We start from the raw sequence: 13,748 nt of genomic DNA on the forward strand, positions 1-13,748 counted from the left end.
CTTCTCGAGTGTGTTGTCACTCCGGTATCTCGTAGGCGGCCGCTTCCAGCACGCTTTTGCCTGTCTACGCGCATCGTTGCGACGATGGAGAGACCGGTGACTGACGATGACCTCGCGTTCGAACACGTTCCCGAAACCGACCAATCGTTCGAGAACGCTCTCGAGAAAGCCCGCAACGGCGAACGACTCACTGTCGACGATGGCATCGAGTTGCTCACGACCGGGACCGACAGCGAGGGCATCGACCGTCACCGGAAGGAACTGGTCCTCGAGACAGCCGACCGACGTCGCGCCGAAGTCGTCGGTGAGGAGGTCACGTTCATCGCGAATCTGAACAACAACGTGACGACGGCCTGTAACGTCGGCTGTCTGTTCTGTAACTTCAAAGACACGGCACACACGTTCGAGCACGAGTACGACGGTCCCGAGACGGCAGGGTTCACCAAGACCCCCGCCGAATCCCGCGAGATCGTCCGTGGAGCCGTCGAACGCGGGATCTACGAGGTGTGTTCGGTATCGGGCCTCCACCCCGGCTTTGCGCTCGACGACGAGCACCTCGAGATTCTCGAGTCCCACCCGGATCCGAAAGCGGTCAACTACGTGCCGCCCAAAGCGTACGCGGTGGATCCGGGGACCTACGTCGAACAGATCGAGGCGATGAGCGTCGGCGGCGTCCACGTCCACTCCATGACGCCCGAGGAAGGGTATCACGCCCGACGGGGCACAGACTGGTCCTACGAGGAAGTGTACGGTCGACTGCAGGATGCGGGACTCGATACCGTCCCGGGGACAGCGGCCGAAATCCTCGTCGACGAGGTTCGCGACGTCATCTGCCCCGGAAAAATCCGTACCGACGACTGGCTCGAGGCGATGGAAGCCGCGGCGAACGTCGGCCTCGGCCTGACGGCGACGATTATGTACGGCCACGTCGAGAACGAGGCCCATCGCGTCATGCATCTCGAGCAAGTTCGCCAGTTACAGGAGCGCGTCGGCGGCGCGATTACCGAGTTCGTCCCGCTCTCGTTCGTCCACCAGAACACGCCGCTGTACGAACACGGCGTCGTCGACGGCGGGGCGAGTCCGGACGAAGACGAACTCATGATCGCCGTCTCGCGACTGTTCCTGGACAACATCGACCACATCCAGTCCTCGTGGGTGAAATACGGCGACGAAGGCGGGCTAAAGATGCTCAACTGCGGGGCCGACGATTTCATGGGAACGATCCTCTCCGAGGAGATAACGACACGCGCGGGCGGCGAACACGGCGAGTTCCGCTCGTTCGCCGACTACGTCGAATTGATCACCTCCATCGGCCGGGTCCCCGTCGAACGATCGACGGACTACGAATCCAGGCGCGTTATCGACCCCGACGACCCGCCCTTCGGTCCACAACTCGGACCGAAAGCCGACGGGACGCCGTTACTCGAGGAAGCGCCCGCGCAGGCGACCCACGAGGAGTCCGGGACCGCAGACTGATCGTAACTGGTTGTGGCGGCGGCGGGCTGCAAGACGCCCCTGGCGCGACGAGCCAGCAGTTAAACACTCGGGGGTCCTCCCGTCGAGTATGAACCATCTCGTTCCCGCCGACGACGAGGGTGGGGTCGACTCGAGTGCGAACGAACCAGCACGATGGTACCTCCCCCAGCACGCCCACATCGTGGTGTACGAACGTGACCAGGGGGCATTGTCGGCTGCCACCGACGACGACACGGGTTCGGATACCGCCAGCGCTGACTCGAGCGAGCGCGGCCTGCTCACCATCTACGACTGTGGGGCCGCCCAGAAACCGCCATCCGCACAGTTACTCGGGACGCTCGAGTCAGTCGAGGTACGAGCCGAAATCGACCGAAACCCCACGGGGAGAGTCGTGAGCCTACGCGAGCCGTCGGTGCTCGAGCGCCACGGAAACGATCAGTTTCGGGTCGTCAAGCCGACGGCCGTACCCGACGGCAGCGTCGATGGTGTCAGTGATAAGCGTTAACCGTCCTGCGTAACTCGAGTCGCGTATGCTCGAATTACACGTCGCCTTCCTCGTCCTGTTCGTCGGGACGACGGCGTTTTTCAGCGCGCTCTCGATCGTCAACGTTCGGTACGGCGAACGGATGCTCGAGCGCGAACGGGAGTGGGTCGAAGACCGACTTGGATTCGACGACCTCGACCGCGTCGCCGCCTACCAGTGGGCCAAAACGCGTCTGGGGCAGGTCCAGACGTGGGTCACCGTGGCGGCGATTCTGGCGCTCCTCTACAGCGGCGGACTCGCCTGGGTCGTCGAAGTCCTCGAGGGACTCGGCTACGGCCCCGTCGTCACCGGCGTCCTCTTTTTCGCCGGCGTCGTCGTCGCCCTCCAGACCCTCTCGATTCCGTTCGACCTCTACAGCACGTTCGTCGTCGAGGAGCGGTTCGACTTCAACGAGTCCACGCCGGCCCTGTTCGCCAAAGACCTCGTGCTCGGGACGCTCATCGGCGTCGTCATTACCGGCCTCCTCGCGGGGGGCGTCCTGTGGTTCATCTCGGTCGTCCCAACCTACTGGCCGCTGGCGGCACTGGGCCTGTACGTCGCGTTCTCCCTGACGATGTTAGTGCTCTATCCGCGGGTGATCGCCCCGTTGTTCAACGACTTCGAACCCGTCGAGGCCGGAGAGCTTCGGGACGCCGTCGAGCGCGTCTTCGAACGCGCCGGCTTCTCCTGTGACGGCATCTACGTCATGGACGCCAGCAAACGATCGGGCCACTCGAACGCCTACTTCGTTGGCTTCGGGCGAACCAAACGCGTCGTCCTCTTCGATACCCTGGTCGAGCAGATGAACCTCGAGGAGATCGAAGCCGTCCTGGCACACGAACTTGCCCACTGGAAACGCGCCCATATCTGGAAACAGTTCGCTGTCGGCACGCTTCGCGTTGGGCTCATGCTCGGCGTCCTCTGGCTGTTGCTCGAGACAACCTGGCTGTACGCGATGTTCGCGCTGCCCGAAACCGCCTACGTCGGGTTGACCGTCGGTGCACTCTGGGTCCAGCCGCTAGCGAAGCTCTCGAGCCCCCTCGAGAACAAACTCTCGCTGGCCCACGAACGCGAGGCAGACGCCTTCGCGACCGACGTCATGGGGAGCGGGAGTCCACTCGTCGACGCCCTGTGTCGGCTCACCAGTGAGAACCTCTCGAACCCCTTCCCACATCCCCTGTACGCCACGTTTCACTACACACATCCGCCGATTCCCGACCGGATTCGATACATACAGGGGCTCGAGCCCTCGAGCGAGGGTGATGGACCGGAGACGACGCCGGCGGACTAATACTGTCAGATTTGTAGATCCGCCGCGACCATTCGGCGAACTCCTTTCATTGACTTCTGTCCGGCAGTACGAACGGGCGACTGCCCTCTCGAATCGATGATGTTCGGCACAGTATGTCGATTACTGCACACAGAGACAGTACTCCGTAGGACCGGCGCCTTCGTCTTTCGACCCGCGGAACTGCCGGTCAACAGGTATTTGCCTCCGACTGTCCACATAGTAAGTAGACGGTCTATGCACGCGTTTCCCCGCGTCACCACGTCCCAAAACGGGGCAGATCTCCCATGGAAGACACTGCAAAATATCTCATCCGCGCGAACGTCACCGCCGACGGGGTGGTCGAACGCAGTGACGTCGTCGGAGCCATCTTCGGGCAAACTGAAGGTCTGCTGGGCGACGAACTCGACCTCCGCGATCTTCGCCAATCACAGAAAGTCGGCCGTATCGACGTCGAAATTACGAGCGCTGGCGGCACTTCCAGTGGCAGCCTGACTATCGCCACCAGCCTCGACAAAGTCGAAACCGCAACGCTCGCTGCCTCCCTCGAGACGATCACCCGGGTCGGTCCCTGTCACGCCAGCCTCGAGGTCGAAGACATCGAAGACGTCAGAGCGGCCAAACGAAAAGACGTCGTCGAACGGGCCAAAGAACTCCTGCGGACGGGCTTCGACGACTCGGTGATGTCCTCCGAGGAAATCCTGGCTGAAGTCCGTGAGTACGTCCGCGTCGAGGACATCACGGAGTACGAGGGGCTGCCCGCCGGGCCTCGAGTCACCGACAGCGACGCCATCATCATCGTCGAAGGCCGTGCCGACGTGCTGACCCTACTGAAATACGGGGTGAAAAACGCCATCGCCGTCGAAGGAACAAACGTCCCCGACGCGGTTGCCGAACTCACCAGACACCGAACGGTCACTGCGTTTCTCGACGGCGACCGCGGCGGCGACCTCATCCTCGAGGAACTCTCCCAGGTCGGCGACATCGATTACGTCACCTTCGCGCCCGCAGACAGCTCCGTCGAGGACCTCGATCACACACAGTTGTTCACCGCCCTTCGAAACAAGGTTCCCTACGAGTCGGTTGCCGGGTCGAGCACGCCGCGAGACGCTATTCCTGCGACCGACGGCAGTGTCACGCCAGCCCCAGCGGGGGTCGATTCGAGAACGGGAAACGCGGACGAAAACGGAACGACCAGTTCGGCGCCAGCGGACCTAACGGATTCCGATGAGCGAGAACACACCGTGAATGCGGCGACGGAGACGGTAGATTCACCAGCCGAAACCGCCGGTGTCCCGGACCCGCACCCGAACGCGACCACACAAATCGAGGGTGACACTCGATCGGCGTCGACAGCCACGAGCGAGCCGCCGGCCGAATCGGGACCACTCACCCTGTACGAACACGCGACGGACGTGATCCGCGCCCAGACCGAGACAGTCAGGCTGGTCGACGCCGAAGGCAACGTGCTCGAGGAAGCCGACGCCAGCGCCGTCGACGACCTGCTCGAGGACGCGGTTGCTGGCGACGTGGAGACGCCGTCGACGGTCGTTCTCGACGGTATTCTGAGCCAACAGCTCCTCGACATCGCAGCCGACGCGGGTGTCGACCGAATCATCGCGCGGTCGCTCGGGCAGTTTACCAAACGGCCGTCCTCGGTTCGCGTCTACGCCATCGACGACGTGGCGAGTTCGCCGCCGTAGATCGGTTCGGCGTCGAGCGGTTCTGTGTCGTCGCTCGAGTTACAATCCGGGATTCACCATCGTTTTGTTCTCGAGGAACTCGCCGAACAACGCCTCGAGCAGGTGATGGAAAGGAAACTGCTGCAGGTCTGTACCGGGAACAAAGAACCTCGAGTCACTCCCGGGAATCGAGTGGCTTACTCGAGTTCGGCGGGCTGTCAATCGAGTGGCTCCGGCGCAGGCGGCACGTTTCGCTTGTGCTCGCTCGCGGCGTACAACCCACGGACCATTTCGACGGTCTCTTCGTCGACCTCGAGCAATCGAACTGTCGCGGCTTTCGACAGCGGGCCGTCGATGTGCGTGGCGAGAATGGAATCGAGCGTGTCGTAATCGATACCGAGTTCGTCTTCGTCGGTCTGGCCGGCCCAGAGTTCGGCAGTCGGCGTTTTGGTGACTAGGTCCTCGGGGACGCCCATCGAGGCTGCCAGCTGTCGAACCTGGGCTTTATAGAGGTTCCCGATCGGATGGCAGTCGACCGCGCCGTCGCCGTACTTCGTAAAGTAGCCCACGGCAGCTTCGCTCCGGTTACCCGTCCCCAGCACGAGCCGGCCGTCGTGATTGGCGACCAGATAGTTGAACACCGCACGGACACGCGCCCGCGCATTGCCCACCGCTTCGTGGTCGCCTTCGGCCGCCGGATAGGCCTCGAGCAGCGTCTCGATGACGGGTTCGACCTCGAGCACGTCGTAACTGATCTCGAGGTCCTTCGCAACTCGTTCGGCGTCGCTCATGTTGTCCTCGCTGCTCACCCGTGCCGGAAGCACGAGCCCGTGGACGTGTTCGGCCCCCAGGGCTTCGACGGCCAGATAGGCCACGGTCGTGCTATCGATGCCACCGGAGAGTCCGAGGACAACGTCATCGACACCAGCGGCCGCCGTCCGCTCTCGAATAAAGGTCGTCAGATGGTCCCGTCGCGCCTCGAGTTCCGCCTTGGAAAATCGCAGGTCGATCATCGGCTGTAAGTAGGCTCGAGGGCGACTAATAGGCTCGGTATTCCTCGAAAAAGTGGACGCTCGTCCGCTTCCATCAGTTGTTCGTTCTCGATAGGTGTGAAGTTGTGAAATATAGTCTGCGGAACGGTCGAATACACCACGGCAACAGAAATTCACTCCATTCGATAGGTTCAACGAATCAGTCCGCTGCTCGAGTGGCGGTCTTCACCCGACCGTAGGCGATGATTGTCGACAGTCGCCGCCCTACCGGATCCGCTGTCCAATCGGTCACTCGATCGTGTACGTGACTTCGACTCTGGCGCTGACGGTCACCTCGTCCGGATGTAGTTGCGTCTCTCTGGCGTCGTCTGCGACATCGTCCTCCATCGTCACCTCGTCGTAGACCGGCGTGACGTCCCCGCCGGAACTGTCGACGTGTTTCGCTTCGACGAGGGTCGAATCGACCTCCCTGGCGATGAACGTCGCTTCGTCCCTGGCCCCAGTCAGTGCGTTTTCGAGTGCATCCTCGCGGAGGGCCGCCCGTTTCTCGTCAGAGAGGGTGAATTCGATTCGACCGATATCGTCAGCACCGGCGTCGACCGCCGCGTCGACGACCTCGCCCGTCCGGTCGATTTCGCGAACCTCGATCCGGAACGAGCTAGTCCCCTGGTAGTAGACGTACTCCTCAAGGTCGTCTTCGGACTGTGGGTCTGCCCCCTCCCGTTCCATTCGACGGCGGTCGATTCGCCGACGTATGTCGTATCGGCCCGTCGTAATATCGTCTTCCTCGAGGCCGAACTCGACCAGTGCGTCGTACAGGGCATCGCCCCGTTCGGCGAGTTCGTTTCGGACCGCCGCTGCACTGTCACCCGTCGTCTGGATGCCGGCCTGAATGCGTGCCAGGTCGGGATCTGTGGAAACCTCGCCGACCCCGCTGACTTTTATCGTCCGCCTCGAACCCTCCGTATCGTCGTGCCCGGTGGCCGAGTTACTGCCGGGATCCGAGTTGCCGTCGTCACCCGCGAGCGTCCCAAGACATCCGGCCGTGGCGGTCGTTGCTGCCGTCGCTGCTCCGATCAGGACCGTCCGTCGGTTCATACGCCACCGAACGGATTCATGCAAAAAGAGGGTTAGGCAAGGTGAAAGGCCGGTTTTAGTAAGATGCTCGCGAGTTTGCTCGTATTGACAATGCGCGGTCCGGGAATTGAACCCGGGCTATTAGCTTGGGAAGCTAATGTCCTACCACTGGACCAACCGCGCCCGTCTCCCACTTGGAACTCATCCCTCAAGACAATTCCCTTTATTCTCGAGCGAATCAGCTATGACGGGGCGTATTTGGGCTTGCCCATTCCTCGAGCCCAAACATAAAACGTGAACCAGCCCAGCCCAACTCCCATCCGGACACACGAAGGCGTATATAGTCAATGTCTGCTGGCGCGTCGTTCGCCGACCAGTTCGAAGACCCGCGAGTCACCGACCAGTTCTGTCGAAAGCTCCCCGGTACACCCTCGCTGATTCTCGTCGGTGTCGTCCACGACCACCCGGCCAGCATCGCCCGCGTCGAACGAATCCTCGAGGCGACTCACCCGAAAACGCTCGCACTCGAGTTACCGCCTGCGGCCGTGGACCTGTACCGGCGCGAGGCCTGTCGCTCCGCGCCACCAGAACGAGTCGGGGGCGAGATGACCGCCGCAATTCGAGCGGCGACGGTCAACACTCAATCGGCAGACGAAAATGAGCGACCGGTCACACCAGAAATCGTCGGCATCGACGGCCCCAACTTGTCGATGATCCGTCGACTCTGCACGCGAGTGCTCACCGAACGCATTTCACTCGAGACGACACGTCGTCTCCTCTCGGGTATAGGCAGGGCGACAGGCACCGCCGTCAGCTGCCGAGTCGCAGCAACCGTCTCGAACGCGACGGCGACGACGCTCACCGAACCATCCCTCGAGTACAGTTGTTCGCCGACCGACCCACCAACCACACAGGCGACCCACGAGCGCAATCACGTCGCCGGAGTCAACCTGTTTCTGGACCAGGGGGGCTCGAGTGCCACCGACTACCGCGACGAAGCCCGCGAAGCGAGTATGATCGAACGGCTGGAGTCAGTTCGAAACGACGGCCCGGTTGTGGCTATCGTGGGCGTGGACCATCTCGAGACGCTAGCCGACGCCCTGGCCTGATAAATAGGTGGGACGGTCGACGGGCCGGAGAGTGCTAGCCTGGCGGTGAACTGTACTGCTCGAGCGGGGAGACACAGATTCGACAGTACGTAAACGTCGGGTCGCGTTCGTTCGCCGCGCCGCAGTGGCGACAGGTGAGCGGGTCGCCGTCGATATCGGGTGGTGGTGGCGGCTCCTCGACCCCCTGCTGGCTGTACCCGTCGACTCGAGGTGCACTGTGCAGTGGGGCACCGTCGCCCTCGGGATAGGACGCCGAGGCAGTCGTTCCGGTGCTGCCGTTCCGGCGGACGTAGGCGTAATACAGCAACACGTGGAGCAGGGCGAACAGAACCACGTATCCGATGAGCCACTCCCAGGGAGCCATTGGCCTATACTGTGTGATATGTTCTCAACCCTCTTGATTATTGCCCGACTGCTCGCGATGAGAGACACTCACCGTCGAAAGTATGTCACGAAAACCAACGGCTGCCGCCCGGTAATCCCGGTTATCGACCCCCAGCCTCGGGTACGTCGAACACCCGCTGGAACTCGTCGAACACCTCGAGATCGTCTTCGAGTTCGTAGGGGAGGTGGCGTTCGTCCTGTCGGTTGACGCCCGCCTCCTCAAGCGGGACGGCGACGTCCTCCCAGCCCGGTTTGATCTTGACGCTCTTTGCGGGCATTCCGACGGCGATGTGGTGGGCCGGGACGTCGTTCTGGACGATGCCTCGAGCGCCGACGATGGCGTTCTCGCCGACTTTGTTGCCGGCGCGAATCATCGAGTCGTAGGTGACTCTGGCGTCGTCTTCGATGATCGTGTGGTAGTTTCGAACCTCGGTCTGGTCGACGACGTCGTGGTCGTGGCTGTAGATGTGTGCCCCATCGGAGATAGAAACCCGGTCGCCGATGGTAAGCTTCCCACGGTCGTCGAGGTGCACGTCATCGTGGACGACGACGTTGTCGCCGACCGTGATGTTGTGGCCGTAGGTGAACGTGATCCCTTTAAAAAACCGGCAGTTCTCACCACAATCTTCGAACAGGTGATCGGCGAGCATCCGCCGGAAACGAAGCGCAAACTCGACGTTGTCGGCGATAGGCAGGCTGTCGAACTGCCGCCAGAGCCACTGGAGGTGTTTCGAGCGCTTGAATTTCTCCTCGTCCTTTTCGGCGTAGTACTCGCTCTCGAGGGTCGTGTTACACGGGTCGTAGCTCTGGAGTCGCACGCGTTCGGCAACCGATACCTCCTCGCCCGCCTGCCAGCGTTCGTAGGCCTCGCGGTCACCGGAGAGTTCGAGCAGCACGTCTTCGACGACCGAACAGGTGTCCTCGTCGCTCGAGAGGCGTTCGTCTACTTCCGTCACGAACTCACGCATTGCCCCCTCGGCTTCCGCAGGCAACGAGACGTACCGCTTTGTCATATCCCGTCGTTGGACAGCGAAGGTCATAGACGTTCGGTTGTGCGTCCAGATTGCCACACCCGGTTACGGTTGTGTCACCGGATGCGTTCGTTGCCAGCCGCACCAGACACTCGAGAACGAGTGGAACATTCCGAAATAGCCTCGAAGCGGACTCGGGCTACCTCGTTCCCACGAAGAGGGAACGTTCCGCACGCCCTAAGTCACTGCACTCCCTACCCCAGGCACATGCAGTATCAGACGCTCGGAACGTCCGACGTGGAAGTGAGCGAAGTCGGATTCGGTGCCTGGGTCGTCGGCACCGATTGGTGGGGCGACCGCTCCGAAGAAGACGCGATCGAGATGGTCAAACACGCCGTCGACCAGGGGATTACCTACTTCGATACGGGCGACGTCTACGGGCACGGCCGCAGCGAGGAACTGCTCGGGAAAGCGCTCGCCGATGTACGTGAAGACATCACCATCGCAACGAAAATCGGGTACGACTTCTACAACAACCCGCAGGCAGGTCACGGCGAACTGCCAAAGGAGATGGACGTCGAGTACCTCCGTGAGGCCTTCGAAAAGAGCCTCGAGCGCCTCGACGTCGAGTCCGTCGACGTACTTCAACTCCACAACGCCGACGTGGACGAAATCACGCCCGACGTTCTCGAACTGTTCGACGAACTCGAGGAGGAAGGCAAAATCGAGGCCCGCGGCCTCGCGCTCGGCCCTTCCATCGGCTGGCTGGCCGAAGGCGACTTCGCCATCGAAAACGAGTTCGACTCCCTGCAACTGGTCTGGAACGTCTTAGAACAGGACGTCGGGAACCACTTCCTCGAGACCATCGAACGAACGGGGTCGACCACGAGTCTCATTCCCCGCGTGCCTCACTCCTCGGGCATTCTGAACGAGCAGGTCACGCCCGAAACCGAGTTGGACGCGGGCGACCACCGTGGCTTCCGCCCCGACGCCTGGTACGAGACTGGTTGGGAGAAACTCGAGACGCTGCGATTTCTCGAGCGCGCGGACCACGCCGAGGGTGAGCGAACCATGGCCCAGGCGTCCATCGCGTGGCTGCTCTCCCACGACGCCGTCGCGAGTGTCACCCCGACCTTCCGCACCGCCGCCGACATCGACGAGTGGGCGGCCGCCAGCGACGTTCCAAAACTGAACGACGAGGAGATGACTCGAGTGGCCGAGTTGTACGAGACCAACTTCGGTATCGACCGTAACGACGGCATGGACGCGCTGCGTTCCTCCGTCGACGGTGAGGATCTGCGCTCGGCTGGCCTCGGCGCGATGGCAGCCGACTGAGACGGTTCGCTGTGTTCGGTTTTTGGCGTTGTGAGTGGCCTCGAGTGGAATCACAGCGCCTCGTCGGAATAACCGTGCTTTGCAACCCCTAACATTCGTCGAAGGTACTTGGTATCGAGAGAGGTCCTCCTCAGCAAGGGTATTGCTACGGTAATTATTATCGCGATAATGACCTGCTCTAGCACCGATTTCGGAACCAGTCGTCGGACCCGCCCCCATACAGCAAGTCAGAACCGAAACGGTAGTGGCTACCGGCTGACTTGTCTCCGAACCCATGGTCACTCACGTCAACCGCGAGGTGGTCGAAACCCGCCTCGAGCGCCTCCGCGATGAGTACGGCGAGTTTCCCCGCTTCGAGAATCGTGAGCAGTTGCCAGCAGAGCGGTTCGATCGCCTATATAAATACGCTCGAGAGCGCTACACGGGCGGTGGCTACGCCTGGATTCGACGGGATCACGCAGACGCCCCGGAACTGAGCGAGTCAATGCCAACGGAGGCGTTCGAGACCTCGACACAGGCCTGTCTCATCCTGGGTCGGGGTGACGAGGATAGGTGGGGCATTCCCGGCGGGGGTCGTGAAGTCGGAGAAACCTACGAGGAGGCCACCGTGCGCGAGGTCCGCGAAGAGACTGGCCTGGAAGTCGACCTCGAGTCCCCGTTTCTGGTTTACCGGACCACCCACGAACTCGCGGACGGGGCGGATAGGGGTGACGATTCCGGGGTTGCATCTGGCGAAAGCGTTCGCCTGCACACCCTCTGGGTGTGCTTCGACGCCGTGTACGCTGGTGGCACGCTCGAGCCACAACCCGGCGAACTCCGCGGGGCTGCCTGGCTTTCGGAGCCGCCGCAAACGCTCGGCCCGTGGAGCCAGTTTCGGGCACGCGACTGGTGGAACGAGTACGACCTCGAGGATCCGTGGTGGACGGGTTGCGAAGTCGATCCCTTCGCGGAACACTATAGTAGCCAGTGAAAGTCATTGCACACCCTATCGCAATACAGCGTCGCGATAGGTGTGTAAATCGTTTCACTGGCTACTATAACGTTACTTCGACAGGGCTCGTTCGACCGCCTCGGCCACCCCTCGAGCCTTCTCCGCCAGCGCGTCCGAAACCAGGCCGTCGGCAACCGCGGCCTCGAGTTCGTCCAGGTCAACGATTTCGACCGTCCCGTCGGTCTGGCGAATCACGTCGACGTAGAGGTCGATGTACCGGGCACAATCGGGGAACAGTTCGACGGGCGTACAGACGTTGACGTAGGTTCCCTTCGTCGTCCCGTCGGCCGACTTGTACGTCGTCGGGTACCACCACCGGCCCTCCCGGAGTTTCGTGATGGCGACGTCGCCCTCCGCTTTGGGCACACCGAGGGCGTCGTAGGTCCCGCCACCGCGCATCGAGCGCTCGAGCGTGAGACTCCCGTCGGTATCCCACTCGGTCACCTCACCCGACCCGAGCGTGATGAGTCGCCCGTCGGGCTTGCCGTGACCCAGCGAGAGGCGGTCGCCCTCGACGGGGCCGAACTGTCTCGAGACGGCGGCGAACGGAAACGGATCCTCGCCCCCGAGGTCACTCGAGACCGCTTCGGCGAAGTCGACGGCGGCGCTCGCCGACCGACTGCCGGCTTTGATCCGATGGTGGCCCGGCATCGTCGTCTCGACGGCCCGGCGCTCGTCGTCGAGGGCGAAACGGGTCTCTCGTCCGAACCATAGCCACGTGGTCGCCTGCGGGGTGGCGACCGTGCTGGGGGCACTGGGTTCCGCCGGGGCGTCCTCGAGCGCCTTTTCGAGGTCCCGAACCCGGTCGACGGCGGCCTCGAGCGCCCGATTCATCGCCTCGAGATCGGCGTCGGCGGCCGCCCGCTCCCAGCGCAGCCCCCAGCCGTCGGGAATCTCGGTCGAAAGAAGATCCGTCATCCCGACCAGTTCGGTTGCTCGAGCCCCACTGAACGCGGCCGAGACCCCGGTTCGCGCTTCTGAGAGCGAGCAAAGTCCGTTGTGAACGCTGACGCTGGGGACGACCCGCGGGTCGTCGTCGGCCCACGGCGGCGTCGGCTCGCGCACCTGCAGGCGATACGCGTCATCGTCGTCAACGTAGCCGTCGACGTCGTCGTAGGGCAGGTACCCCCGTCGGTTCTTCCCGAGGTCGACCGTCCCACCGCGGCCGCCGCCGGCGTCGGCCACCGTCCCGTCGAAGACGGCCCCGCGGGCAACGTCGTCGTCCCACCGAAAGGAGTCGATGGCAACGGACTCGAGCAACTTGGCGACGGCATCGACCGGTTCCGGATCGCCGGAGATCTCGAGGCCCTGTCGGTCCCGCGTCGTCTCGATGCGTACGTCCGCGGGGGCGTGCTCGAACGAGTTCTCGAAGCGCTCTCGAATCGGTTCGGAGGCCTGCACGACCTCGATCCCTGCCGATTGCAGTCGATGGGTGACGGCTGTCGTGTAGATACCCCGAACGCGAGCGCGGACGTCACCCTCGATATCGTCGGTTGTGCGCTCCCTGCTCATCGGAGCGTCTCCCGGTCGGCGGCGAATCGGACGCGCGCGTTGACCGACGGCCCGAGCGTCAGCTCAACGTGTTCGGATTCGGCGTCGAGCACGCGGCCGTTCTCGACGTAGACACCCCACGTATCGAACCGGAGCCAGCCACGCATGTCCGCTCCGTGAGTCGTCAAATCGAGGGATTCGACCGTGTGTTCGGGATACTCGGCACTCGAGTGTGCCATGTCCATGTCCGAATATACCGTGTCGTGGCGGTCAAAGAAGGCCTCGAGTGCGTCGGCATCGTCCTGAACGGCCTCGACGACGAGCGCAGACGCCTGCTCGAGATCGTCGGTCTCGAGGCCGACCGCGCGAAGTGCCCGCTGGGTTCGCTGATCGAAGTGCATACGTGTCGGTTGACGCTTGACGACTTAG

The 13,748-nt window shown here is 62.7% G+C and carries 13 protein-coding genes and 1 tRNA gene; 7 read left to right on the plus strand and 7 right to left on the minus strand.

Translation table 11 applies throughout. The annotated features are described in order from the left end of the window. Nucleotides 1-84 precede the first annotated feature (84 nt). From cofH to dnaG, 4 genes are all read left to right on the plus strand, one after another. Nucleotides 85-1,476 carry a 7,8-didemethyl-8-hydroxy-5-deazariboflavin synthase subunit CofH gene (gene cofH / locus NLK60_RS08980; protein WP_254807465.1) on the plus strand — a complete coding sequence of 464 codons (1,392 nt, stop codon included), beginning with the start codon at nt 85-87 and terminating at the stop codon, nt 1,474-1,476. Between the two features lie 88 nt (nt 1,477-1,564). Continuing rightward, complete coding sequence (locus NLK60_RS08985; RefSeq protein ID WP_254807466.1) at nt 1,565-1,981, plus strand: hypothetical protein; 417 nt, start codon at nt 1,565-1,567, stop codon at nt 1,979-1,981. A 25-nt stretch (nt 1,982-2,006) separates the two neighbouring features. Next, nucleotides 2,007-3,290 (plus strand): M48 family metallopeptidase, encoded by a 1,284-nt coding sequence (locus NLK60_RS08990; RefSeq protein ID WP_254807467.1) that lies wholly within the window; start codon nt 2,007-2,009, stop codon nt 3,288-3,290. 284 nt (nt 3,291-3,574) lie between these two features. Next, a complete protein-coding gene (gene dnaG / locus NLK60_RS08995; RefSeq protein ID WP_254807468.1) occupies nt 3,575-4,990 on the plus strand; it encodes a DNA primase DnaG in 1,416 nt (471 codons plus the stop codon). A gap of 197 nt (nt 4,991-5,187) precedes the next feature. On the opposite strand, the gene NLK60_RS09000 is transcribed toward dnaG, so the two are convergent. The 3 genes from NLK60_RS09000 to NLK60_RS09010 all read right to left on the minus strand — a co-directional run bounded on the left by NLK60_RS09000 (nt 5,188) and on the right by NLK60_RS09010 (nt 7,221). Next, a complete protein-coding gene (locus NLK60_RS09000) occupies nt 5,188-5,982 on the minus strand; it encodes an NAD+ synthase (RefSeq protein WP_254807469.1) in 795 nt (264 codons plus the stop codon). 267 nt (nt 5,983-6,249) lie between these two features. After that, nucleotides 6,250-7,059, minus strand: a complete 810-nt coding sequence (locus NLK60_RS09005; RefSeq protein ID WP_254807470.1) for an SIMPL domain-containing protein — start codon at nt 7,057-7,059, stop codon at nt 6,250-6,252. 91 nt (nt 7,060-7,150) lie between these two features. Then, a tRNA-Gly gene (locus NLK60_RS09010) sits at nt 7,151-7,221 on the minus strand. Nucleotides 7,222-7,385: 164 nt separating this feature from the next. Here NLK60_RS09010 and NLK60_RS09015 point away from each other — a divergent pair. Further along, complete coding sequence (locus NLK60_RS09015; RefSeq protein ID WP_254807471.1) at nt 7,386-8,147, plus strand: hypothetical protein; 762 nt, start codon at nt 7,386-7,388, stop codon at nt 8,145-8,147. 34 nt (nt 8,148-8,181) lie between these two features. Here the strand turns inward: NLK60_RS09015 and NLK60_RS09020 are convergent, their stop codons facing one another. Both NLK60_RS09020 and NLK60_RS09025 read right to left on the minus strand, forming a co-directional pair. Further along, complete coding sequence (locus NLK60_RS09020) at nt 8,182-8,511, minus strand: DUF7577 domain-containing protein (RefSeq protein ID WP_254807472.1); 330 nt, start codon at nt 8,509-8,511, stop codon at nt 8,182-8,184. Nucleotides 8,512-8,632: 121 nt separating this feature from the next. Beyond that, a complete protein-coding gene (locus tag NLK60_RS09025; RefSeq protein ID WP_254807473.1) occupies nt 8,633-9,544 on the minus strand; it encodes an acyltransferase in 912 nt (303 codons plus the stop codon). Between the two features lie 225 nt (nt 9,545-9,769). Between NLK60_RS09025 and NLK60_RS09030 the strand changes: the two genes are divergently transcribed. Together NLK60_RS09030 and NLK60_RS09035 are read left to right on the plus strand one after the other, a co-directional pair. Further along, a complete protein-coding gene (locus tag NLK60_RS09030) occupies nt 9,770-10,837 on the plus strand; it encodes an aldo/keto reductase (protein WP_254807474.1) in 1,068 nt (355 codons plus the stop codon). Between the two features lie 274 nt (nt 10,838-11,111). Continuing rightward, entirely contained in the window at nt 11,112-11,807 is a 696-nt protein-coding gene (locus tag NLK60_RS09035; RefSeq protein ID WP_254807475.1) for an NUDIX hydrolase, read from the plus strand. 72 nt (nt 11,808-11,879) lie between these two features. Here the strand turns inward: NLK60_RS09035 and NLK60_RS09040 are convergent, their stop codons facing one another. Both NLK60_RS09040 and NLK60_RS09045 read right to left on the minus strand, forming a co-directional pair. Further along, entirely contained in the window at nt 11,880-13,340 is a 1,461-nt protein-coding gene (locus NLK60_RS09040; RefSeq protein ID WP_254807476.1) for a ribonuclease FAU-1 family protein, read from the minus strand. Continuing rightward, on the minus strand, nt 13,337-13,720 hold the full coding sequence (locus tag NLK60_RS09045; protein WP_254807477.1) for a DUF7532 family protein: 384 nt from the start codon (nt 13,718-13,720) through the stop codon (nt 13,337-13,339). The genes NLK60_RS09040 and NLK60_RS09045 overlap by 4 nt, the downstream gene beginning before the upstream one ends. Nucleotides 13,721-13,748 lie beyond the last annotated feature (28 nt).

The sequence above is a fragment of the Natronosalvus amylolyticus genome (assembly GCF_024298845.1).
In the GTDB taxonomy this organism is placed as follows: Archaea; Halobacteriota; Halobacteria; order Halobacteriales; family Natrialbaceae; genus Natronosalvus; species Natronosalvus amylolyticus.